The following is a 22,605-nucleotide window of genomic DNA, read 5'->3' as shown; positions in this document are numbered from 1 at the left end:
ATCGCATCCAAACGCGCTGTTCGGCCGTACGCACCGAGATGCCCTGTCGTCGAATTCGATCCGATCAGGACGCATTTCGCCCGCCGTGGGCCGAAGTCTCTGCGTAACATCGTAGCTGTTTCCTCCCCTGCAGCACTTTCCCCGGCCACCGTGCCGGGGCTTTTCGGAGGGGGTTCGGTGAGCCTCTTACGAACAGCCTATTGAGTTTCGATCCCGCACCGTAAGGCGCAGGATGGACGTGTGGTAGCTGGCCACGAAAAAACAAACAGCATCATGACCCCGCCGGGGAAGCGTATCCCGGCAGGGCTACCTTCATGCCGCGCGGAACGTTCCAACCGGCCTTGCCGTGGCCTTCCCCAGGATCCCGGCATGGGGTGCTTCGGAAGGTCCCGACCGGGACATTCCATGGAGGCACCTGCAATGAAACAGGCGTATCAAGCACAGTGCGTCAAGGACGACGCACGCGGGCGCTGGGAGCGGCTCCTGCCCGATCTGGCGCCGGCGTTGAAAGAGGCTGTGGAGCGGCGAGGGAAGCATGTCCCTTGCCCGGTCCATGGTGGTCGGGATGGCTTTCGGGTTTTTCCTGACGTCGATCAAACCGGCGGTGGCGTTTGCAACACCTGCGGCTTTTTCGCCGACGGCTTGTCTTTGCTGATGTGGGTCAACGACTGGGATTTTGGTCGCACGATCCGCGAAGTGGCAGAGCATCTCGGGGGCCAGCCCCTCAGTAGCACACGCAGGCAATCGCCGGCGGTCGGAAGTCGTTTCGCCGACGACGCCACCCGCCGCGAACACCTCAATCGCACGTGGCGGGAATCCCTTCCGCTGACCCATCCGCAAGCCGAGCCGGCGCGTCTTTATCTGGCGCGGCGCGGTCTGTCCGCAACGGCATTACAAACCCTGCGCTTTCATCCCGCGCTGGGTTACTACGCTGATCGGTGTCTGGTGGCCCGCTATCCGGCCATCATCGCTCAGGTCACCGGGCAGGGGGGCAATGCAGTCACTCTCCATCGCACCTACCTGACCGTCGATGGCCGCAAGGCCCCGGTCGACGCACCCAAAAAATTGATGCGCCATCCCTCGGCGCGACAGCTGACCGGCGGCGCCATTCGGCTGATAGCCCCTGGGAGTCGCCTGGCGGTGACCGAGGGCATCGAAACCGCGCTTGCCGTCATCGAAGCCACCGGTCTGCCCGCCTGGGCGACCGGAAATGCCCATCTTCTGGAAGCCTTTGTTCCTCCTCCAGGAGTGCGCCAGGTTCTGGTCTTCGCCGACAAGGACCGGCCGTCGCGACAGCACCCGTCCGGACACGGACAGGAAGCGGCGAGGGCATTGGTGACTCGGCTCTGGGCCATGGGGATTCAAGCCGGTGCGATTGCGCCAGCGCTCACGATTCCCGACGGCCAAAAAGGGGTCGATTGGCTCGACGTGTTCAATTTCGCAGGGAAAGCAGGTTTTCCCACGCTCGGCAGTGTCGACAAGGCACTGACCCGGGCCGCCTGACGAGGAGGTGACCATGTACGGCGTCATCGACTTCAGCCGGATCACTACCCGGCCGGGTGGTTTCGGGCCTTTTGCTCCGCCAGTCGGATGGCAGGGCGACTACCGGCAATACCTGCAAACCCGCTTCGATGGGGACATCGGTGTGCGACAACAGATCCTCGTCGTCGGCCGAATCCTCGTTCGTCAACCGGACGGTACACGCGCCAGGTTTCTCGGCCCGCATGCCGTCGAGGCACGGAAATTTGCCCTTTCCGCAGGCTCATCAATCAGCCGCTGCTAACGCAGCAGACTTTCCCGGCCTTGGCCGGTTTTTCCATCCCACGGGGAGTGTATCGCTCCCCGACGGGGACGGTGCCTTCCCGTTTTTCACTGGAGGCACCATGTACGACAAATTCGCACCCCTTCTCGAACAGGCCCTCACCGAGCCAGGGATCGTCAGTCAGGCTTTCCGCCGGTTTCACCGCTTCAGTATCGGCAATCAGATTCTGGCGGCCATCCAGCTTCGGCAAAAGTGCCTGCCCCTGTCGCCCATCGCGAGCTTCAGTCGATGGAAGGCGCTGGGTCGGTCCGTCTGCAAGGGACAGAAAGCACTCTCGCTGTGGATGCCGATCACCGTTAAACGTCACGGCACGAACGCGGTTTCTGACGACTCCGGCGATCCCGGCGGCAGCGAAGAGGTATTTACGCGCTTCAAACTGGCGCCGCGCTGGTTCAGCCTGGAGCAGACCGAAGGTGAGGCCTACGCTGAGCCTGTCGAATCGCCCCATTGGGATGCCGAAGCTGCTTTGGCCGCGCTGGACATCACGCAGGAGCACTTCGATTACCTGGACGGCAATGTCGAGGGCTATGCGGTTCAGCGCCGCATCGCGGTCAGTCAGTTGGCCGAGCATCCCCACTCGACGCGTTTTCACGAGATGGCTCACGTCGTTCTCGGGCACACCCTGGAAGGCGACTGCCATGACGCCCCGGCGACGCCACGAAGTGTTCGTGAAGCCGAGGCCGAAGGCGTGGCCTTTCTGCTCTGTTCGATCCTCGAGTTGCCAGGCCGGGATGAGTCGCGAGGCTACATCCAGTCGTGGCTCAAGGGCGGCGAGCTCCCGGAAAGGTCGGCGCAGCGGATCTTCAGCGCCAGCCAGAAAATTCTCGAAGCCGGCAGACCCGTTAGTCGGCCGACCGTAACGCATTAAGTCGCAATCTTTGAACCCCGCGGGGCGTGCATCGTCCCGCAAGGGGAGGGTGCCGTCCCGCTTTTCTATTGGAGGCACCCCAGATGATTCATTCAAGCAACCGCGAACTTCTTGCGATCGTGCTTGGTGACGAGGCAACATCGCTCGCCACGCGCTCGCTGGCCGAGCTTTTCGGGCTGCGCGCACTTCGGCACAGCACGACCCTTGGCGCTGAACAGGAGGTTCACATCTATGCCGTGCCTGACCGACTGCTGGCGGCACGGGAACTCCTCCGGCGCGCTTTGGAAGAAGAGCTTTCGGAATCGGCTGTCGGCATGACTTCACCGGCGGAAGTTCGCGATTACCTGCGGCTGTTTCTCGGTGGGCAGGAGTACGAAAGTTTCGTCGCGCTGTGGCTCGATGGGCAGAACCGGCTGATCGCCGGGATCGAGCTCTTTCGTGGAACGACGACGCAGACGTCGGTCTACCCCAGGGAAGTGGTCAAGGCCGGCCTGAAACACAACGCCTGTGCCGTTATTCTGGCGCACAACCACCCCTCGGGGCATCCCGAACCGTCGCGCGCCGACGAGTTGCTGACCAGCGAGCTCAAGAACGCCTTGGCGCTCGTCGACATCCGGGTGCTCGACCACTTCATCGTGGGCGACACCGCCGTCATGTCCTTCGCAGAGCGGGGACTGATCTGACAAAAAAATACCCGCCGACCTGGCGGGTATTTTTTTGTCAGCAGCAGGCTGCAGCCGAATGGTCGAAAGTAATAGTCAATTATGAAAACGCTCGGCGAACGTAATGATCAGCGTAGCCGACCTGAGAAGACCACTGTGCCGCGGATCATGGCGTCGTGCGGCAGACGCATGATCGCTGTTGGCCAACCGGGATTGAGCGTCTTGAGAAAACGGCCTTCCGGCGTGAGCACCAGCCGCCGGAAGAGCGCGGTTTCGCCATTGAGCACCACGACATCCTTACCGTGCACCGCGGGAACGCGCGGGTCGACGAAGAGAATCTCGCCTTCGCGGTAGCCGTCATTTCCGTTCATCGCCTCGCCGAGCACTGGAAGGGCGAAGGTCTCGTCGCTGTGGTCGACGGGGCAGGCCAGCCACGCACTATGACCACCGTCTCCCGATGAGTCGGTGGGCAAGAGCTGTTCCCACCTCAGCACCGGCACCACGCCCCTGGCGAGCATGTGGGCGGAGATCGGCTCCCGGCCAGCCAACTGATCCGGTGTGACGCCCAGCTCGGCGGCGAGTTTTTCGAGCGTGTCCTGCCGCGGATGTTTGGCCTTCGAGCGCTCCCTGAGAAGTCGGTTGATGGCCGGCTGCGAGACACCCGAACGATGGGCCAACTCGGTCTGATTCAGGCGATGTTTGCTCATCAGCGCTTCAAGGATTTCTGCCACCGGGCTGTTGCTGGCGACTGTTCTGGGGTCGGTCATCATCATGGATCATCCGATTCGTGGTTGTGCCATGCCTAAAGTGTAATATATAATGCGTGCATGTGGCAACTTTATGATTGTCTATCATGGAAAAGCGCGACGTACTCAAAATCAACAGGCAGTTTCTGTTGCTCACGCGCCAGCTGGCGCGTGAGGGAAGGGCGGCAGAGATCATGACCGGCTTACCCCGTGCCGTGATCGAGAAGGTGGCCTCGCTCGACATGGACGAAATCGACGAGCTGGCGGAGACAGTCCCCGTGTCGCTCTACACCTTCCGATTGACCGACTCGGCGCTTGAGCGGCTGCTGCAGATGCCCAGGGACGCGAAGAGCACCTACGCCGAAGCGACGCTTCTCTGACGGTCATGTCGGCGCTGCTTGGACCTGATGACTTGGAAAACAGCCGGGTGGCCCATGAGCTGATCCATTTGCGGCTCCGCGTGCCGATTGTGCATTACCTGACGAACATCCATCCGAAGCCGCTGCGGATGCGCTGGCGGCAGCTCCATGGCGAAAGTCCGCCCAACGGCAAGCTGCCGGATTCCGTGCGACCGTTCATCACCAACCCGCTGATGCTGGCCAATCTCTCCAGCTTCGTTGCCCTCTACAACCGCCTCGACGAGGGGGATGGCCGGTCGGTCACGGCAGCGATGTTGTTGTCGGCGTGGGAAGTGCATGGTCGTGTCGGCAGCGCTGGCCTGGACATCAACGCCGCGTGGTACGCGATCAGGGATGTGCGATCGCGGATCGTCGGCTGGGAGCGTTGTGCAAGGTGTCAAGCCATGTACATCTATGAGCCCAATGTGTCGCATGCGCGCTCGTGCCCGTTTTGTCGGCTGGCCAGGACGCGATGCTGAGGCTTTTTCTGCAAGGCAGACCGTCGGGTGGGTGAGTGTAGTGTCGCGCCAGGTCCTCGTATCCTCCTTTGCTTCTGCAAGAGGTCGCGTCGTCACCAGCCTTCTGGCGGCCAGGCTGCGATCCGGTCGGGATGCACAGGGCCCGTTCTCTGGCGTCACCACGCAATGGACCGTTAGCGGAGAAGGGCCGGTCCTCAGACGGTGTCGGCACTGCTGGTGGGTAGCAATTGAACCGAAGGCAACGCGCGCACCGGGGCATCTCGTCGAAAAACGGTACCAAGAGTTCGAATCCCCGGCGTCCCGCCAGGCCAGTAGTCCGTAACTCTCTGCCGCAAAAACGAACACCCCGCTGAACGCCTTGTTCCGCGGGGTTTTTCGTTTATACCTGTTGACCTCGCCTACCCCACAAATGTCATTTTTTGCCGATTTTGGCGTCTTACGGGCCGTTTCTCTCGAAACCTCGTGACTTCGCGATTTTAGTGCAGAACTTTTAAGCCATTGTTTTAACGGTGTTTTTAAAGACAGCCAAACGGGAGTTTTCCGACGTTCGTCTTGGTTCAGACAGATACGCCAACGCGAAAAGAGGCTCATCTGGTGCGCCACGAGGGTGCGATAATGATCTCGCTGGAGACTACGCGGACAACATCATCGACGGAGCAGAGAAGAGGCGCTCCCCCGCGTTGTACTGGCACTGCTGGGGACACATACGGAGGTGTGTCACCAGTTCAGCGACAGCTCATACGTCAAGCGGTGGCTGGCAGATATGGTTCTTGGCGCTACTTATTGCCCGATAAGCAGCCGCTGGAGGTAGACAGACCGGGCGCTGGAGCGAGTTAGGGAGGCCGTTTGATTGCGGGCAAGCAGTTCGCGCGCATGAAAGCAAAGCCATCGAGATGTGGTCGAGTATTACTCGGCAAGAGACTAGTCGACGGAACAGGGACCAGAGATGCCGGGTTTCAGATCTGACCACATCAACCTAATTGCGGCGAATCTCCGCGATCGTTACAAGTCCGGTTTTCCGATCCTCAAGGAACTGATCCAGAACGCGGATGATGCGAAGGCTCGCGGCCTAGTGTTTGGCTATCACCCAGGTTTTGCCGGGCAATCCTCACATGCCCTGCTGCAGGGGCCAGCGCTTTGGGTGCTGAATGACGGCGAATTCAAGGATTCTGACAAACGGGCGATTCAGTCATTCGGGCTGAATAGCAAGGCAGGCGAGTCCGGCGCAATCGGCAAGTTCGGCCTGGGCATGAAGAGCGTGTTCCACCTATGCGAGGCATTCTTCTACGTCGCGTTCGATGGCGTCCAGCCGCATGGTGTGATTCTCAATCCGTGGTTCGACCCCGATGGGGAGGATGTCTTCCACAATCGCTGGGAGGAGGTGGCAGTCGAGGACTTCCAGCGAATGCACGCGATTGCCGCCGGCCATCGGCACGTCGAGCCGGGGAAGGGTTACTTGCAACTGTGGTTGCCACTGCGGATGCGGCAGCATGTGCCGCAACTCCATGGCAAGCCGTACGGCGCGATCATCGACAAGTTTCCAGGAGATGATCCGTCGCAAGAACTCGCGTTTCTGCATGAATCGACACTACCAAGCCGCGTTTCGTCGATTCTTCCCTTATTGACAAAGTTGGAGGCCGTGGAGTTCGCGGGCAACGAGACGGGACCGGGCTTTGCGCTGCACCTAGAACTCGACTCGGGGTCGAGGCGCATTGATCACAAGTCGCACGCGATGCTTGCATCCGGCGTCGTTAAGGACAAGTCTTCGAGCAAGGAACTGCTTACGTTCTACGTGCGGCAGAGCGCACAGCCGACGATCGCGCCATTCGCAGCTTTGAGGCGCCTGGATAGCTGGCCCAAGACGATGCGCCAGAGCGAAGACGGCACCCGCGAGCAGGTGGCGGACAAGTCGGAGGCGGAGGGTGCGGTAATGATCTCGCACGCCGACGCCGATGTCGGGCACTTGCAGTTGCGGTGGGCTGTCTTCCTGCCGACCGAAGAGGGCCTCCAGACGTATGAAGCCATCGCGAGTACGGGCAAACGCCGCTATCAGATCGTGCTCCACGGCCAGTTCTTCGTCGACGCCGGTCGGCGTGGCATTGGGGGATTCCGGCATCTTGCTGAGTCTTCGTCACAACTCAGCCAGCGATCCGACCTCGACGATGCCGAACTGCATGTTGCGTGGAATCAGGCGATCGCGCAGCTCGTGGTCTTGCCGGGGGTGCTCCCTGCACTATCCGAGTACGTGAACAAGAATGGCCTGTCCGATGCCGAGATCGAGGAAATCACAGGCTTGATCGCCCGTTCGGCGTCGACCGAAGTTGGTGGAGCTCGCAGTAGCTTTTGCTCGATCTACCGCGACTACCTCTATGTTCGTCACACATGGATTCGGGAAATTCTCCCGACGGGACCGCAATGGCGTTTACTCAATCAGGATCACGAACGACTGCTCCTGAAACTGCCACCGCCTCGCACGAAGGAGTTCATTAAGCCTTGGGCGGTCATGCCGGGCCTCAGGCAGATTCAGAATGCCATCTACTGTGATGCTTCGGCCAGTGCTCTGGTGCCTCGTTTCGATGACTGGAACGAGGAGCGGCTATTGACCGTCCTGCAGGCCGATGTCGAGGCGGGTTTGTGCGATTCATCAGGCCTGGATTACCTCACGGAGTTCTTGCGCACAACCGGGCATATCTTCCTTGATACGTATCGAGTCCAGACGGCGCTGGTTCAACTCATTCAGCGTGGCTTGCGGACGCGCCGGCTTGACGAATTCAGGAAGGTGAGGTCGGGCTTCAGCAAACTGGTCGCACTCGTCAAACCGGAACATCGGGTGTCCCTTGGGCCTGCCAATCCCGCGGCAGCGGGGGCAGTAGATGCCAGCACCTTGGCCTTACTGTTCAATTGTGAGACAAGGATGTTGATCATTCCCGGTGACCTTGATGCAACCGAGGTCCGCGCTGCAGGAAAGCCCAGTGACGAAGATTTCGCGGCTTGGCTTTTGGCCATTGACCGCGATATATGCATGCACCTGGTGGCAGACGATAGCGCGGTCGAGGAACATTCGAGTCGGATGGCCGCGCTTCTCAAGGTGGCAACCATCGTTCTCAGTTTGTGTGGTCCTAAAGTCGATACCAAGGCACAAGAAGCCAGGGCACGAATGGTGCGGCTTTACCGCCGGGCCAGAATTCTGCCGGCACTCGACGTACGGACTGGCACCGAACACGCTGAAAGCCTCGAATCCCTGGAGGCCATTCATGGTATGCGACGCCTATTCAAGCAAATAACGTTCAAACAGATCGGAGCCAAATTCGACAAGTTGGGGCATGCGAAGTCCCTCTCCGAGGCATTGAACGACGAACGGGTGTTGCTGATTTCTTCCGAAATCGCTGGTTTTGTTCAACAGGATCAGTATCCCAAAGTTCCGGACGCAGATGACAAGAACGCGATTCTTGAGGCGTTGGGTAAGCCGGGCAAAGCAGTCGAATTGTCGGGCGTCGAGGCGCGGCGGGTCCTTCTAAAGGCGGTGCGTGGAAGTGATGTTGCGGGGGACGCTCGTCGCGGCCTGCGTTATTTACTGCATGGGGCTCCTCAGGGGTTCATGATGGATGAGGCCAGGCTTTGGATCGACCCAGGCAGCGGAGACTCTCCGTGGATCAAGTTGTGGCGGGAAATAGAACCAGGCTCTTGGTTCGTTTTGGCAGAAAAGATCGCCAGCGACGTCCCATCAAATGACTGGGAAATGCTCGGCATCAGTCAAGTTCAACAATCTGACGTCTTACACCGGTTGCAAGGTGACATTGATTTCTCGAAGATCAACGGAGCTAATTTTTCCGATGCCGCACGCGAAACTATTCTGGCCGTGGTCGAAGACGAACATGTCTGGCGAGGGTTGCCACTGCACATCGATACCGAGGGAACGATCGGGTGTGCTGATGTGGATTGCTTTCACGATACCGGCCGGGCGGCCCCGGCAGAGTTGGCCGACAGTTGTCGGTTCATTCGGCGAGCGCATTATCGCGAGCACCAAGAAAAGCAAGAGCGCTGGATTCCAAGATGGACCAGCGAGACCACGATTAGATGTGCCCTGAAAAGCGAGGACCCGCAACGACACTGGCGCGTGATCGTCGATGAAATCGGCAATCTGTCGCAGAGTTCTCGTGACGATTTCATCGAATTGCGCTCGGTGCAGTGGCTGCCGCTTGCTGGCGGTGGGGTGATCAGTCCTGAAGACGTTATCGATATCGGGGACATGGCCAGCGAGATCGACCGGTTGTCGTCTTGCTGCGGATATCCGTACGCCGGCATCGCCGGCCTACACCAGGACGTGAAGGCGCATACGGAATTCGATGCGCTTCGACCGCTGTTCTCCGCAGGGAGCGAAGGCCTGCCGTGCCTGGGTCAGTTGATGTCCGAAGTGCCTGGATACAGCGTCGGCTCGATCGGCAAAATCAGCAGCGACGAGTTGCTGATCGTCGCCGAATCGATGTCGAACCTGCCAACACTGCCTGCTTGGGCGATCGTGGCCAAGGCCATCCGGGTTTTTGATGCTGCAATGGTTGGTGACCAGCTGCTCGACGAAGTCACCAAGCCGCTCAAGGTGTCCGACATAACGGCTACCCTGCGGGAAATTTCAAATTTAGGAACGGGCCAGAACCACCTCCTACCCTTCAATCTCTACCTTCGGCAATTGGCCCAAGCGGGGACTGAATGCAGGAACGACATTCGCCATCTGCGACTGCTATCGAAGGCCGGATCCTGGCAGGATGCGGGCCGCCTGTGTGTCGGCGCGGCTGGCGTGGTGCGCCATAGCCAACTGCACGAGGCGCAGGCCCAGATTCTTGCTGGGCTGATTTTCGACAATTCGGGGCCGACGGCAGCCGTAAGGGCGCCGCAGCCTGTCGGTCCCAACGACGCGTTTCAGCACGGCGAATCACTTGAAAAGCTTCTCGAGGCATATTTCCGCCCCTGGAGCGACATCATGCCGACGCCGCCGATTGGCGCATTCCTATGTTTGCTGGGGCTGAGCGCTCGCAGCTTGGGGAGAGAACTTCTCAAGCCGCACAGTATGGGTTGGCTCACTGAACGAATCGGATGGGTGGATCCTGGACAGGAGGCAGGCGGTAAGTGGCGCTGGATGAGCCGATTGACCGCTACTGAGGCGCTTGACATCCTTGATCCACGCATCAAGGTGTCTTCCGATTCCCGCGTCGAGGTAGTGATGATCACCGGAGACGCCTTGTCGGTCGACCTCGACACCGCGATGGACACCATCTTTGCTGGCGCCTTGAGTTGGCAGGGCGGCTACGCGGTGAATATCACTCTGCGCTGTATCCCGAATTTGCTGGATCGGGCGCCGCAAGACCTGTCCCAACTGCTAAAACGCAGCGCCTTGTATCTGCTCCAGTTTGCTTATAACCAGCATGTCTCCGGCATTGCGCCGCTTTGGGATGAGCTCGAAAAGAGCGACCAATTATCCTTGGAGGTTGCTCGCGACCTAATTCTTGAGAACCTTCCGTTCTATCTCAAGCAACTCAAGGTTGCGAAACGCAACCAGGTCTTGTCCGAGGCCCTTGCGAATTTAAAACGGCTGCAACACGAAAAGTCCGAAGCGGCGAGCACGAATCAAGCTGCACTTCCTGCGCTTGAGCACAAGGTTTTTGACGCCAAGAAGCATCTTGCCCGCCTCATGGTGGACGACAAGGACGTTCAGAGAGCCGTCCTGTCTGGTGTTCGCGATCGAGTCGAACAGAGTCAGTACGAACTGTCGAGCATTGCTTTCGAATTGTTTCAGAACGCCGACGACGCCGTTTGCGAAATGCAGGTGCTTCAAGAGGGCTGCGGTCTGAAGCCGTTTCTCCCTTGGGCGATCGGGCGATTCGTCGTCGAGAACGACGAAGAGATCTTGCGCTTCATTCACTGGGGGCGGCCGATCAATTTCACTGGGCCGGGCAGTAATGCCAACCCCGCATATGGGGATGACCTCGAGAACATGCTGATCCTGTCAGCATCAGACAAGGACGGTGCTCAGCCGGTGACAGGCAAGTTCGGTCTGGGTTTCAAGAGCGTCCTGCTGGCGACAGACAGTCCGCGCATTTTAAGTGCGGACCTGCGCACCAGAATCATTGGGGGCTGTCTGCCGGAGCGCTGGACCGGTCCCGAGGTCGAGCATGCGATGGGGGCTGTCGAACGTAATCGACGCACAGACGGGCCGCGCCTGCGCTCGACTTTGATTGAGTTGCATATCGAAGACTCCGCAAAGCGTCAGGAGATCCTCGCGCGCTTCGAGGCACTCGCCGGGATGCAGGCGATTTTCAGCAAAGCGATTCGGCGCATCTCGGTTCAAGCGCAGGAACGCGAATGGCGACCGGAGCTGTTGATCGACGGAATGCCGAGCTTCGAAGTCGGAACGGTGCAACTCCCGACAAAAAGTGGCTTTGCTCCCGGTCGACTCCTCGTCTGGCGCGGTCGCCAAGCCGCCGTTGCGATGCGCCTGGACTCCCGTGGGGTGGTCGCCTTCGAAGGTAACAGTTCTCACACATTGCCTTCTATCTGGGTGACGGGACCGACGCGCGAGACCCCGGCGAGCGGGTTAATCCTCAACGCGAACTTCGACGTGGATGCGGGGCGCGGTGCGCTCGCTCACGGCACGGGTGGTCAACTGAACCGCGATCTTTGCGACCAGATCGCCAAGGACTTCGCACGTGACCTCAAGCTTGCGGTGCAGGCCACACGCGATGATTGGGGGACGGCGCGAGGCAGGCTCGGGCTTGCCGAAGGCGTTTCTGCAGCCGTTTTCTGGGCGAGCTTCTGGAAGCATGCGACGCAGACGGATATCGATGACGACGCGTCGCAGTCTGCAGAGCTCCTGCATCGAATGGGCATACGTCTGCTGGATCACTTCAGCACTCTGGCCAGGGAAATTCCGAACGGAATGCCCGACGGTCTGGCGGATTTTGTCGCTCTGGACAAGATCTGCCTAGTGGTGGGAAGCCGCTGGTTTTCTGCGCTGACCCACCTGCGTGGATGGTCAGATTTGGAAGGCAGCTATCCAGCATCGGGTTGGATCGATGAAGGCGTGGCGAAAGCGCTCGAAGCTACGAAGGGTGCCTTGAATGAGCGCGAGATTCCCAGTCTGAGTGTCGAATTGATCAAGAGCTGTGTTCCGAACTCGCACTGCTCGCCGACAACGGCCACCACCCTGTTCTTTGTCTTGGCGAACGCACATCCCTTCGACCAATTCTGGATCGGCAACAGCCTGAGTACCTTGATGTTCTCGGCCGAGGACGGATCATGGCAGCTCGGTGTCGATCTCCTGAAGGATAGGAATGCGACGGAGGAGGGTTTGTGCATGTCTTTCGCCGCCAGCCGGAACCTGCTCCACAACGGCTATACGAGCACGGCGCGAAATTTCGTCATTGACCGCGGTGGGCGATGGAACGCTGCGCCGAACACGATCGCCAGTTGGATATTTTGGGCGTCCAGTCCCGCGGCGCGAGAGGCTGGCTTGCGCTATCTCCTGTTCGGTGCCCAGAGTTATGCGGTGCGCGAGCAATTGCGTGCTGGCCTCGTGGGTACTTGGCTGGAGTCGATCGAAACCGATTCAGCAGTACTCACCCCGTTTTCGCCGGACGAGAGACAGCAACTCGTCGCGATGCTGAATCCTGGAATTCACGAAAGCCCGCAGCCACCGATCGAACCGACGATTACATCGGTTCGTCATGAAGTAGCGCTGGAAAGGATCTTCGAGTGGTGGAACGAGGAGCGCGACGAGCACCTGGCAAAATACGAGAAGAATTTCTGGCCCGGTAACGTCCCGCGGCGCTTCGATGGTATCGATGCAGACCGACAATCGTGGATGACCCTGTTTGCGCTCGGACTGATGCAGCGGCTGGGTCGGACGAGGGATTTCCAGCACCGTGGTTTCATCGATTTCAGCGATTCCAAGGGATGGTGGCCGGTGTTCTGCAACGTACGGCCCCAGGACGATTCCGACGCTTGGATGAACATCTTGAAGGACTACGCCGAGCAACCGAGAGCGGACGAGAAGTACATTCGTTGGATGGACTGCTTTCCGAGTCTGTATCGGATTGCTCGGTGGATGGAGGCCTATTGTCACGTCTTCCTGAGTCTGAATCAGCGAACTCCTCGCGAACTTGCAGCATATCTCGCCCCGAATGAGGATCCCATCCTGGACGGCTCGGACATCCATGCGCCGTCGCTAAGAAACAGCCTGCGGCTCGGACAGCACATCGTTGTACGCGAACTGCTACGTGCCGGCGCCTTGAGGTCTGACGCGGCCCGGAGCCTTGCCTACATGCCGAACTTCCGCGTCCGAACGCTGTTCACTCAGATCGGCTACCCGACGCCCGACAACGGCATGGCGCTATCGCGAATCGTGGGAGACGCGCTTGGAGAGCGCGCGGATTTTCACGGCGACTACGACATTCCGCTGCTGATCCTTGCAGGGAGTCCCGAGCTACAAGCGCAAGTTCTCGATCTCCGGAACGATGAGGATGAGTTTTCGGACATGAGCGGTCTGTACGACGTGGAGATTGGTGATGAGTCGTTTGTCTGAGGGTTGCCGCGTCACGCACCCGCGCCACGGACCGGGCGAGGTACTCTTCGACCGCGGCGAGACCGTGGTCGCCCGTTTTTCGCATGGACTCGAAGAGGTCAAGTCAACCGAATTGGTCCGAGTCTTGGCCTTGTCATCGGCAATCGAATTGGGAGAGGATTCGCCGGCTGACACCACCGTACTGCGCGCCCAAGCCGCCGCGATTCGCTCGGTCAATGACGCCTGGGGTGTCTTTTCGCGTTCGCGTATCGCCCTGTTGCCGCACCAACTTTGGGTTTGCCATAAGGCGTTGCGACAGTGGCCGATCCGGCTCTTGATAGCTGACGACGTAGGCATGGGAAAAACGGTGGAGGCTGGTCTCGTGCTATGGCCTTTACTTGCCAAAGGTGCGATTAAGCGGCTACTGGTGCTGACGCCGGCAAAGCTGGTGGAGCAATGGCAACTCCGTCTCCGCCAGATGTTCGACATTCGGCTCGCAATATACACAACGGACGCCGATACGCCCCGCAGCGACTTCTGGAACACACAGGACCGTGTCGTCGCGTCACTGCCGACGCTTCGGGCAGACAACAACGGCAGGCACGAACGGCTGCTGTCTGCGCCCGAGTGGGACATGGTCATTGTGGATGAGGCGCATCACCTGAATGCCGATGAAAACGGATCGAAGACGCTAGGCCTGCAGCTTCTAGAAAACATGGAGGCACTCGGCAAGATCTCATCCTGCATCTTCTTCACCGGCACTCCGCATCGAGGCAAAGATTACGGATTCTGGTCGCTGATGCGAGTGCTTGACCCCCAGATCTTTGATCCCAGCAAGTTGACCAGCAGCATGCTTGCAGAGCTACCTCGCTATCTCATCCGGAATGCCAAGCAAAGGGCAACCGACATGAGCGGCAGGCGCCTCTTTCAACCGGTGAAACAGTACCCAGAGACTTTTGATTACACACCGGAAGAATCGTCTTTTTACACCTTGATGAGCAGTTTCATCCTTGCAGGTAAAGCCTACGCATCAAGCTTGACGAAGGCACAGCGAGGCCAAGTGATGCTGGTTCTAATTGCGCTTCAGAAGCTTGCCTCCAGTTCGGTTGCCGCTGTTCGTTCCGCTTTGGAAACACGTCAGATGCGGTTGCGTGGCTTAGCGACTAAGTATCGGATTGAATTGGCGGAGGAAACAGAAGATCCAGATTCCGATGAGATGGAGCGTGCGGTATGGGAATGGTCACGCAGTGACCGGCAGGGCAGAATCTTGCTGATGGAGGACGAAGCCGCACACTTGAACGACCTGATCGATGCCGCTCATGCAGTCAAGGTAGAGACACGCATTCAGCGTGTAATCGAGATCATCGGAACCAGGTTTTTCGGGCGCCGCGTTCTCCTCTTCACCGAGTACAAGCGGACCCAGGCACTTTTGATGTCAGCATTGATCGAGCGATTCGGCGACGCCTGCGTCGGTTTCATCAACGGGGACAACAGACTGGACGGTGTTACGTTGCCAGACGGGCAGGTTATCAGTAAGAGCGGGCGACGCGAGGACGTGTGCGATGCATTCAATTCCGGAGGTATTCGTTTCCTAATTTCTACCGAAGCCGGCGGAGAGGGCATAGACCTGCAACATCGGTGTAGCGCGCTGATTCACGTGGATCTTCCCTGGAATCCAATGCGGCTGCATCAGCGTGTCGGCCGCCTTAACCGTTATGGGCAAACGCAGACCGTGGAGGTGGTGTCGCTCCGCAATCCAGATACCGTCGAGTCGATGATATGGGAGAAACTTGAGGAAAAGATCGGCAACATCATGTCGGCTCTCGGGTCTGCTATGGACGAGCCTGAAGATCTCCTGCAGTTGGTACTTGGCATGGCAAGCCCGGGGTTCTTCGAGGAGCTGTTCGTTGGTGCCACTAATGTCCCGAAGGAGCGGTTGGCGAGCTGGTTCGATTCGCAGACACTGACGTTCGGCGGCGCGCCAGCGATAGACACGATCAAGACGCTTGTCGGCCACGCCCAGAGTTTCGACCTTTCCGGCCTGAAGAACGTCCCTCCGCTTGATCTTCCGGACCTTCTGCCTTTTTTTCAAGCGGCGTTGGGGCACAATGGCAGGCGAGCTAAGGTTGAGAACGGTTTACTCTCCTTCAAGACACCTGATAAATGGCTTGATCACCCAGCAATCAAACGCGACTACAAAAATATGAGCTTTGATCGAGGCTCAAACGTAAGCGGCGAAGGTGGGCTGATCGGCGTTGGCCATCCGATGGTCAACCGGGCTCTCGACCAAGCCGATCGGTTGGTGGCAGTGTTGTCCTATGTCTATGGATTAGGGACCCCTCTGTTGCTTCTTCTCGCGTCAGATCGCGTCACCGACGGCGGTGCTTACGTGCGACGTGCTGCTATGGGGGTGGTTCAGGAATCGGCTGGTCTGAAAGTCATCCGCGATTGGGAAGTGCTGAGGCTACTGAATCGATTGGAAAGTCCGCGAATGGCTGTCGACAAGACAGCAATTGAGTCTAAACAGATAGAAAGTTGGGTACAAGAGGCGAAACTCGCTGCGACAGAGCATCTGCCGCAGCTCGATCTACCGTTTTCTGTCCCTGAACTCACGGAACTGCTACTTCTTTGGCCAGTGAAAGCAGATTTTGAAGTGGGAGTGGGAGCATCGTGAGGTTGTCGGCCCTGTTCAGCTCGATTGTTTGGGCACTACGCTGTGTTTGCCATCGAGAATGCTCACCGTGCTCACCGTTACCCGTTCCACCAGTAATTGAATGATCCTGGCCTGCTCGGCGGGGAAGAGTTCGTCCCACACCGGCTCGATCTCGCCGAAACTCAGCATATTCATCGCTGGCTCCTTGGGAGGAAGGTAGGTCCAGTATAGGAAACCAAGCCAAGGAGCGAACGTTAACCGCGCTGTCTGTTGGGCAACCACGGAACAAGTCCGTCCCTGTCCACAGAATGCGCTGGCAACCCTGTGGGTAAGCGGTGGACAAATGGTGGAAAGCTGCCTTCGACGGGCCTCCGGCAAGGGAAACTCTCCGGTGCCCAAGAATTAGGCGTTGCCAACAGCGAACGGGGCAGCGCGGTGGGTCGGTCGAGACGCGCGGGAAACACGTCCTTCGCCAGTGCTCGAGGGCCTGCGGGAGCTCGGTCCAGTTCAGGCGCCGACGGCCGCATCGAGGCCTTCTTTCCGCCGCTCATCGCCGCAGAATGCCTTGACCTATTTGGGGATTACAGTCCATGAGTCAGCTTGCGAATGATTGTGTTCGCTGACTTCTTCCGATCCGTCGCGCCTTCCTCCGTCGGGTTCTGCGAGTTCGAAACCGCCTGATCTCGCGACGGTCCCTGACGCAAGTCCCTCAAGCCGATCATCGCCAGCACTCTGAGCCGTTCCGCCCGTGCTCGTGTCGCGACGGTACCAAGATCGGCAAGCAACTCCGGGTAGGTGCCCGTCGGGATCTTCACAACGATGCGCAGCGACGACATTTCAAGCGCCGATCCGCCAGAACCCGCGCACGTTCGCAAAAACCGGCGCCTCCGGCGTCGACAGCTTGAGCTGCGGGAAGGCGTCCTTGAGCGCCTCCTCAAAGAATCCCGCGCCGCCGCCTACCAGCAGCACCAGGTCAGCACTCGCGTTTTCCTTTCGAAGCGATTCTCGTAACCGGGTGGTGACGATCGGCCCGACCTTGTCGGCAGCCTTCTTCAGGTAGGGCGCGATTTCGACCCGCTCGCCGAGAAGACGGACCTGCGCGTGTCCCTTGCGGAGCGTGTGCTCCAGACGTTCTCTGCCAACGTTTCCCCCAAAATCCTGCGCGATCAGGCGAACGGCTTCATCAAGGATCACCGAGGACGCCTCCAAGCTCGTGCCACACGACTGGCGCCGCAGTTCGCCGTTACTGATCAGGACCCAGTCGACCGAGAAGAATCCGGGGTCGACCACCAGCACCCGGCTGTCTTCGATTTCCGTGGCATCCGGCAATCCCCAGACGTAGTCGACGAAGCCTCCCACGGGCTGCGGGACAACCTTGACCTCGCCCACGGTGATCTTTCGCCGCGGCGTGATCTGGTGCTCGCCCCGCATCTGCCCGGCCAAACGCTCGCGCAACTCGGGGTTGAGATATTGAGTGACCGGTAGCCCGGTAACAAGCCGGTCGATCTGGTCCAATTCGGCAAGCAGAAGCCCGGCATGGAAGAGGGCGCGATAAGAGGCCGTCGACGGGTAGTCCTCGTGCAACTCGCGACTCCATAGCTCGGCACGATCCGGCGATAGACCGGCGACAAACGGTTCCCCGCTCACCAGCACACGCAAGAAATCTTCCTCGCCGTTGTTGGCAATCTTTTCTCCGAGCCGATCGGCCGGCGCAGCGCCAGCGGGTCGCAGCACAACCCGGGGCTCGCCACCGGGGTCTCCGCAGGCCAACTTGAGGTTGGAATAGCCGATATCGATTCCGAGAACTGTCATGTCAGGTCTTCTCCTGAGTCACGTCATTGACCGCCGCACCCGGGAGTGGGCAGCGAAGCCTGGCAGACGCACTGCAGGAAACCTGCAGGCACACAAGAGGAGCGTTCAATGTTCCTTCGCGCGTTCAGTGCGCCGCCAGTGCACCGGATGCTATGGAAACGGCCGGCCCAGCAGCATCCGAAAAGCGACCACGGAGGACGCATTTCGCCGAGGCAGGGAAGGGTTCTTCAGCGGCCAGCCGCCTGCATGCACCGCAGCCTCTCCCAGCTTGACGGGCGCGTTCACGGCCAGGTTGTGAAGATTTGTTCACACCCCTGAAGAAATAGGAACGTCCCGTTAGAAAAGCCGCCGGCCCGTTACGAAACTGCCCCCGCGCCGCCTTTGAACCCTCCACGGCACTTGGACGACCATGGATTCCATGCCGAACCGGGGTGCGGACCGATCTTCCCGACCCCACGGCGGGGCAGTGACCCCTTCCGTCGAAGATCATCCTGTGGGGAGAAACATCATGTCGGAACAGCTCACCAAGATCGCTCAAAGCGTTCGCAGTGCCCTGGGTTACTCGGCTGCCGGTGTGGGTCGAGTGGCGACCAGTTGCGGCAGCGCCATCCGTCATCGCGCCGTTGGTCTCATCGCCTTCAGCGTGCTGGCCGCCAGCGGTTACGCCCTCTACACCAATCCCCCGGTGCAGAGCATCGGTCGTGGTGAAGTCGGCATCCGCCTCAACCAGTTTACCGGCGGTTCGGTCGAGGTGCGCGAAGGCGCAGCGCTTGTCGTCCCCGGCTTGCACCAGCTGCGCCGCTTCTCGCTGCGCGACCAGGTCTATCGCCCGATCGATGGCCTCGAAGCCAACGGCCCGGCGCCTTTCCAGTCGGTGGAGGGGCTGTCGCTCGGCATCGACATCGCGGTGCGCTACGCGCTTGACCCGAAACAGATCGCGGCCATGGCCAGGAACCTGCCCGAGGACCTCAACGGTGAGATCGTCGAGCCAGTGGTGCAGGGTGTGCTCTACAAGACCCTGTCTCGCTACACGGTACGCGAGATCTTCTCCAGCAAACGCCAGGACATCCAGGAGTCCATCGAGCGCGAACTCAAACCCCGCCTGGCGGCCGACGGAATTGTTCTGGAATCGGTGACCCTGGGCAAGGTGGACCTGCCGCGCGACTACCGGGCGGGCATGGAAACCCTGCTCGCCGAAGAAATCGCCAGCGAAAAAATGCGCTACACGCTGGAGCTCAAAGACAAACAGGTCAAGCAGAGCGAACTCGAAGCCCTGGCCCAGAAAGTCCGTCGGGAAACCGCCGCCGAGGCCGCCGGCCAGGAGCAGATCATCGCTGCCAAGGCACAGGCCGAAGCGATGAAACACGTCCTGCCCTTCAAGCAGAAACAGATCGAGCAACGCGGGCTCGAAGCCGAGGCCGAGAAGGTGACCCGAATCAAGCGCGCCGAAGCCACCGCCCAGTCGCGTCGCATCGAGGCGGCCGGCGAAGCCGATTCGCGCCGGCAGCTGGCCGACGCCGAAGCGTATCGGCAGGATCGCATGGGAAAGGTCGCCAGCGAACAGCTGGCGCGTGACGGCGCGCTGATCGACAAGCATCCGCTACTGATCCAGAAAACGATGGCCGACAAGCTCTCCGACAAGATTTCGGTGATCATCGCGCCACCACCCCGCGACGGTGGCTTCATCGGTGCCGCCCTGCTCGGTAGCGGCCGAGTGCCGCCTGCGCCATCAGGACGCTATGTGGCGCCCGACGGTCGGGCAGCGGACGACCGTTTCGAGGGAGGGCAATGACCATGCTGGCCACCGCACTCACCATCATCGCCATCGTCACCCAGGATCAGGCCGGCCTGCGTGCCGCCCCGCGGGAAAGCGCCGCCCAGCATGCCGTTCTGTGGCAGGGTGACAGTCTGGAAATCCGTGGCACCAAGGGCGACTACCTGCAGGTCTACGATCATCGTCGGGACCGTGCCGGCTACGTCCGCGCCAGCGAGGTTCGGTCGCAGTCGCTGAAACCGGAAAACGCGCCCGAACTGCTTGCCGTGGTCCGTTTCCTGCGCGACACGCCCGGGGCGGAAGCTCTGGGCATCAGCTATGCCGCCGCCTATCTCAAGGCCGCGCCGGCGGCAGCCATCGATGGCGAAGTATTCGACGCACTCGGCACCTTCGCCGAACGTCTCGCCCGAAGCGCCACCTCGCGCCAGGCGAGGAGACCCGACAGCGCCGTTGGCGAGCATCTCGAAGTCGCTGCCGCTTACGGCGTGACCATGGTCAGCGTCGAGCGCGACGACCAAGTCCAGCTCTGCTACGAGGGCGACGCCTTCCGCCGCGTCCTCGCGCTGTCGGCGACCGATCTGCAGAAAGCGCTGGCAGCGCTGGCACTTACTCGTCACGATTGCGTTTCACCGAGGCTAACGCCGGTCGAGCGGTTCGCCCTCGACAACTGGCGGGCCGAAGTGCTGGACCGGATCGACACGTCCCGGCTCCCGGAGGTCCTCAAGAACCGCCTGCACCTGCGCAAGGCCGGGGTGTGGGCAAGTCTCGCCTGGCAACGGGCGAGACGGTCCGAACTCGGCACGGTGGCCGTTGCCGAGGCAGGTAACCGCGCGGTGGACGAACTGGCGGCGATCAACAAACACGAGTTGGCGGAAAGCGATGCCGCGACCTACAGCGACGCCGCGATTCGTGTGGGCGCTTCGCGCTGGGCCGCCGAGCCCGGGCTACCCTTCGACGCGATCAAGGCGCCGGTCGGTCTCGGGATCGTCACCACTGCCGGTGAGCCAGGCGAGACCTGCGTTCATCTGGTCGATGCGCGACACGACGTGAAGAACTCGCTTCTCAAGCGCTGTACCTACGGCATCGTCTGGTCGGCGTCGGCCGTCGCCCACCCCGAGGGTGCCGCCTTGACCCTGGCCGTGCAGCCGCTGGACACCTGGCGCGAGATGTGGGTCTTTCGCCAGGAACCGACGGGCTGGATCCTCGATGTCGTACCGCCGGCGACCGACACCCCCGAGCTTGCCTACGTCGAATTCGCCGGATGGGTGCCGGGCCGCACGAAGATGCTCGCCGCCCGTGAGGCGAAGGTGGACGGCCGTTACAAGGTCAGTTTCGAGTTGCTGAGCGTGTCCAGCCTCGAAGTCGAGCGCTGGGCCGACAAACCGACGTCGCTGTCGGCCTTCTACCGGTGGCAAGCGCCGACGTGGAAGGCGCGGACAGTGAGCATTCGCTGAGCTTTTCTGGTGGTGCCTCTGCGTTGGCCCGCAGGTGGGGTTCCGGGGCATCCTCCTTCAGGCGATGGATCGCGGACCCAAGTGGTTGCGGTCCATCGCCTGCTGCACGTCGGCAGGCTTGAGCCTTGTTCGTTACGCCGAACAGCGTTGGTTCGGTAGAGGGGATGACGCTTCACTTGCCGGAAGCGGGAGCAGACACTCCGCTGATCGGCGAACGGGCGCGGGTTGCGGATAACCGCGGCCGAAGGCCCCGGGGGGCAGGGCCTCGGCACTCGGCTGTCATAGTCTGATGAGACCCATGATCTTCACCCGAAAGTCGTCATCCCAGGCGGCTGCCTTGCGCTTCAGGCGCAAGCTGGCTTTCTTCTGATCGGTAGTATCCAGGCGAATCAGATTGAGAACGATCTTCTTCACGAGGGAAAGATTCTGTGGGGCGTTATCTTTACGTACGGTGCTGGCATCCTCACCGAAGCTGACGTCGAGTACCCAGTGAAGTCGATTCTCCACGGCCCAATGGCCTCGCACCGCGACGGCAAGTTGCTCGGCGGTCAACTCGCGAGAGCTGATGTAATAACGCCGCTCGAAGTTCGATTCTTCGTCGCCGACCTTGCGCAGGGAGTCGACCAGACCGATCGTCTTGCACTTGGGCCAATCGGCCAGGTCAACGGTCCCTGCTGCGGGCAGCACCGAGGCGATTTGGCCGACGATCCGACCACGGGATTTATGAACTTGGCGGTGGCGGTCGACGGCTTCCGACTGGTATTGGTCAATGAAATCAGTCTCGATCGCTTCCAGCAGCGCCGGTTGGTTGCCTTTGACGGCCAGCAGGTAGTCACCGCGCTGGTCGGTGATCTGACGGGCGATGTTCCTCTGGCACCCCATGGCGTCAATGGTGATCAGCAGGTCCTTGATATGCAGTGCATGGAGCAGTTCCGGGATGGCGGTGATCTCATTACTCTTGGCGGCGACCTTTTCCTGGCCCAGAACGACGCCCAATTCTGTAGCGAAGGCACTGACCATGTGAATGGCCGTTTCACCGCCGCTGCCCGATCCACGCACCGTCTTGCCATCGAACGCAACGCTGCCTTTCAAGGTGCCGACCACCTCAGCGACCCAACGGCGAAACGCCACCTCGAATTGCTTCGGGTCCAGCGCCGGGAAGATCCTCAGAAACGTCTTCTCGGAAGGGACGCCGTTCTTGAGCGGCAGGAACTGCCGCAGCCAATCCTCCTTCTTATACGCCCAATAGGCGATGTCTTCGACGGTGTCACAATCTGAGAGCACAGCGGTCATGGCAATCACCAGAATCTCAACGAAGTCATGCAGCGTCCCATTGCTGGGTTTGCGCGGATCGTCTACTTCCCTCAAGCAGCACATCAGGCT

15 protein-coding genes are annotated in these 22,605 nt (G+C 60.2%); 10 read left to right on the top strand and 5 right to left on the bottom strand.

Annotation, left to right across the window (positions count from 1 at the left end):
* Positions 1–420: 420 nt before the first annotated feature.
* The 4 genes from QZ634_RS07035 (at position 421) to radC (ending at position 3,373) form a co-directional block, all read left to right on the top strand.
* On the top strand, positions 421–1,503 hold the full coding sequence (locus tag QZ634_RS07035) for a primase-helicase zinc-binding domain-containing protein (protein WP_291986742.1): 1,083 nt from the start codon (positions 421–423) through the stop codon (positions 1,501–1,503).
* Positions 1,504–1,516: 13 nt separating this feature from the next.
* The gene (locus QZ634_RS07030; protein WP_291986740.1) at positions 1,517–1,783 is read left to right on the top strand and encodes a hypothetical protein; all 267 of its coding nucleotides are present in this window, start codon (positions 1,517–1,519) and stop codon (positions 1,781–1,783) included.
* 100 nt (positions 1,784–1,883) lie between these two features.
* The gene (locus QZ634_RS07025) at positions 1,884–2,690 is read left to right on the top strand and encodes a DUF1738 domain-containing protein (RefSeq protein ID WP_291986739.1); all 807 of its coding nucleotides are present in this window, start codon (positions 1,884–1,886) and stop codon (positions 2,688–2,690) included.
* A gap of 83 nt (positions 2,691–2,773) precedes the next feature.
* On the top strand, positions 2,774–3,373 hold the full coding sequence (radC, locus tag QZ634_RS07020; protein ID WP_291986737.1) for a DNA repair protein RadC: 600 nt from the start codon (positions 2,774–2,776) through the stop codon (positions 3,371–3,373).
* 107 nt (positions 3,374–3,480) lie between these two features.
* On the opposite strand, the gene QZ634_RS07015 is transcribed toward radC, so the two are convergent.
* On the bottom strand, positions 3,481–4,125 hold the full coding sequence (locus tag QZ634_RS07015; protein WP_291986735.1) for an XRE family transcriptional regulator: 645 nt from the start codon (positions 4,123–4,125) through the stop codon (positions 3,481–3,483).
* A gap of 80 nt (positions 4,126–4,205) precedes the next feature.
* Between QZ634_RS07015 and QZ634_RS07010 the strand changes: the two genes are divergently transcribed.
* From QZ634_RS07010 to QZ634_RS06995, 4 genes are all read left to right on the top strand, one after another.
* Complete coding sequence (locus QZ634_RS07010) at positions 4,206–4,478, top strand: hypothetical protein (RefSeq protein ID WP_043569162.1); 273 nt, start codon at positions 4,206–4,208, stop codon at positions 4,476–4,478.
* 5 nt (positions 4,479–4,483) lie between these two features.
* Complete coding sequence (locus tag QZ634_RS07005; RefSeq protein ID WP_291986733.1) at positions 4,484–4,975, top strand: FlhC family transcriptional regulator; 492 nt, start codon at positions 4,484–4,486, stop codon at positions 4,973–4,975.
* Between the two features lie 946 nt (positions 4,976–5,921).
* The gene (locus QZ634_RS07000) at positions 5,922–13,550 is read left to right on the top strand and encodes a hypothetical protein (protein WP_291986731.1); all 7,629 of its coding nucleotides are present in this window, start codon (positions 5,922–5,924) and stop codon (positions 13,548–13,550) included.
* Positions 13,534–16,203 (top strand): DEAD/DEAH box helicase, encoded by a 2,670-nt coding sequence (locus QZ634_RS06995; RefSeq protein ID WP_291986729.1) that lies wholly within the window; start codon positions 13,534–13,536, stop codon positions 16,201–16,203. The genes QZ634_RS07000 and QZ634_RS06995 overlap by 17 nt, the downstream gene beginning before the upstream one ends.
* Before the next feature lie 15 nt (positions 16,204–16,218).
* Here QZ634_RS06995 and QZ634_RS06990 read toward each other — a convergent pair whose 3' ends face one another.
* The 3 genes from QZ634_RS06990 to QZ634_RS06980 all read right to left on the bottom strand — a co-directional run bounded on the left by QZ634_RS06990 (position 16,219) and on the right by QZ634_RS06980 (position 17,994).
* Positions 16,219–16,377 carry a hypothetical protein gene (locus QZ634_RS06990; RefSeq protein ID WP_291988116.1) on the bottom strand — a complete coding sequence of 53 codons (159 nt, stop codon included), beginning with the start codon at positions 16,375–16,377 and terminating at the stop codon, positions 16,219–16,221.
* 386 nt (positions 16,378–16,763) lie between these two features.
* Complete coding sequence (locus QZ634_RS06985) at positions 16,764–17,018, bottom strand: hypothetical protein (protein WP_291986727.1); 255 nt, start codon at positions 17,016–17,018, stop codon at positions 16,764–16,766.
* Position 17,019: 1 nt separating this feature from the next.
* A complete protein-coding gene (locus tag QZ634_RS06980; RefSeq protein ID WP_291986725.1) occupies positions 17,020–17,994 on the bottom strand; it encodes a ParM/StbA family protein in 975 nt (324 codons plus the stop codon).
* A gap of 508 nt (positions 17,995–18,502) precedes the next feature.
* On the opposite strand from QZ634_RS06980, the gene QZ634_RS06975 reads away from it, so the two are divergent.
* Positions 18,503–19,786 carry an SPFH domain-containing protein gene (locus tag QZ634_RS06975; RefSeq protein ID WP_291986723.1) on the top strand — a complete coding sequence of 428 codons (1,284 nt, stop codon included), beginning with the start codon at positions 18,503–18,505 and terminating at the stop codon, positions 19,784–19,786.
* Positions 19,783–21,222: a hypothetical protein gene (locus QZ634_RS06970; protein ID WP_291986721.1), complete on the top strand. Its 1,440-nt coding sequence runs from the start codon at positions 19,783–19,785 to the stop codon at positions 21,220–21,222. Before QZ634_RS06975 ends, QZ634_RS06970 begins: the two co-directional genes overlap by 4 nt.
* 279 nt (positions 21,223–21,501) lie before the next feature.
* Here QZ634_RS06970 and QZ634_RS06965 read toward each other — a convergent pair whose 3' ends face one another.
* Positions 21,502–22,599, bottom strand: a complete 1,098-nt coding sequence (locus QZ634_RS06965; protein WP_291988063.1) for an ISAs1 family transposase — start codon at positions 22,597–22,599, stop codon at positions 21,502–21,504.
* Positions 22,600–22,605: the final 6 nt, after the last annotated feature.

Source organism: Candidatus Accumulibacter sp. ACC007 (genome assembly GCF_907163205.1).
Lineage (GTDB): Bacteria > Pseudomonadota > Gammaproteobacteria > Burkholderiales > Rhodocyclaceae > Accumulibacter > Accumulibacter regalis.
This window is presented reverse-complemented; position numbering and strand designations above follow the sequence as displayed.

Bases quoted from the DNA above. Each gene is read 5' to 3' on its own strand.
- QZ634_RS07035 (WP_291986742.1), top strand. From the start codon at position 421: ATGAAACAGGCGTATCAAGCACAGTGCGTCAAGGACGACGCACGCGGG.
- QZ634_RS07030 (WP_291986740.1), top strand. From the start codon at position 1,517: ATGTACGGCGTCATCGACTTCAGCCGGATCACTACCCGGCCGGGTGGT.
- QZ634_RS07025 (WP_291986739.1), top strand. From the start codon at position 1,884: ATGTACGACAAATTCGCACCCCTTCTCGAACAGGCCCTCACCGAGCCA.
- radC (WP_291986737.1), top strand. From the start codon at position 2,774: ATGATTCATTCAAGCAACCGCGAACTTCTTGCGATCGTGCTTGGTGAC.
- QZ634_RS07015 (WP_291986735.1), bottom strand. From the start codon at position 4,125: ATGATGATGACCGACCCCAGAACAGTCGCCAGCAACAGCCCGGTGGCA.
- QZ634_RS07010 (WP_043569162.1), top strand. From the start codon at position 4,206: ATGGAAAAGCGCGACGTACTCAAAATCAACAGGCAGTTTCTGTTGCTC.
- QZ634_RS07005 (WP_291986733.1), top strand. From the start codon at position 4,484: ATGTCGGCGCTGCTTGGACCTGATGACTTGGAAAACAGCCGGGTGGCC.
- QZ634_RS07000 (WP_291986731.1), top strand. From the start codon at position 5,922: ATGCCGGGTTTCAGATCTGACCACATCAACCTAATTGCGGCGAATCTC.
- QZ634_RS06995 (WP_291986729.1), top strand. From the start codon at position 13,534: ATGAGTCGTTTGTCTGAGGGTTGCCGCGTCACGCACCCGCGCCACGGA.
- QZ634_RS06990 (WP_291988116.1), bottom strand. From the start codon at position 16,377: ATGAATATGCTGAGTTTCGGCGAGATCGAGCCGGTGTGGGACGAACTC.
- QZ634_RS06985 (WP_291986727.1), bottom strand. From the start codon at position 17,018: ATGTCGTCGCTGCGCATCGTTGTGAAGATCCCGACGGGCACCTACCCG.
- QZ634_RS06980 (WP_291986725.1), bottom strand. From the start codon at position 17,994: ATGACAGTTCTCGGAATCGATATCGGCTATTCCAACCTCAAGTTGGCC.
- QZ634_RS06975 (WP_291986723.1), top strand. From the start codon at position 18,503: ATGTCGGAACAGCTCACCAAGATCGCTCAAAGCGTTCGCAGTGCCCTG.
- QZ634_RS06970 (WP_291986721.1), top strand. From the start codon at position 19,783: ATGACCATGCTGGCCACCGCACTCACCATCATCGCCATCGTCACCCAG.
- QZ634_RS06965 (WP_291988063.1), bottom strand. From the start codon at position 22,599: ATGTGCTGCTTGAGGGAAGTAGACGATCCGCGCAAACCCAGCAATGGG.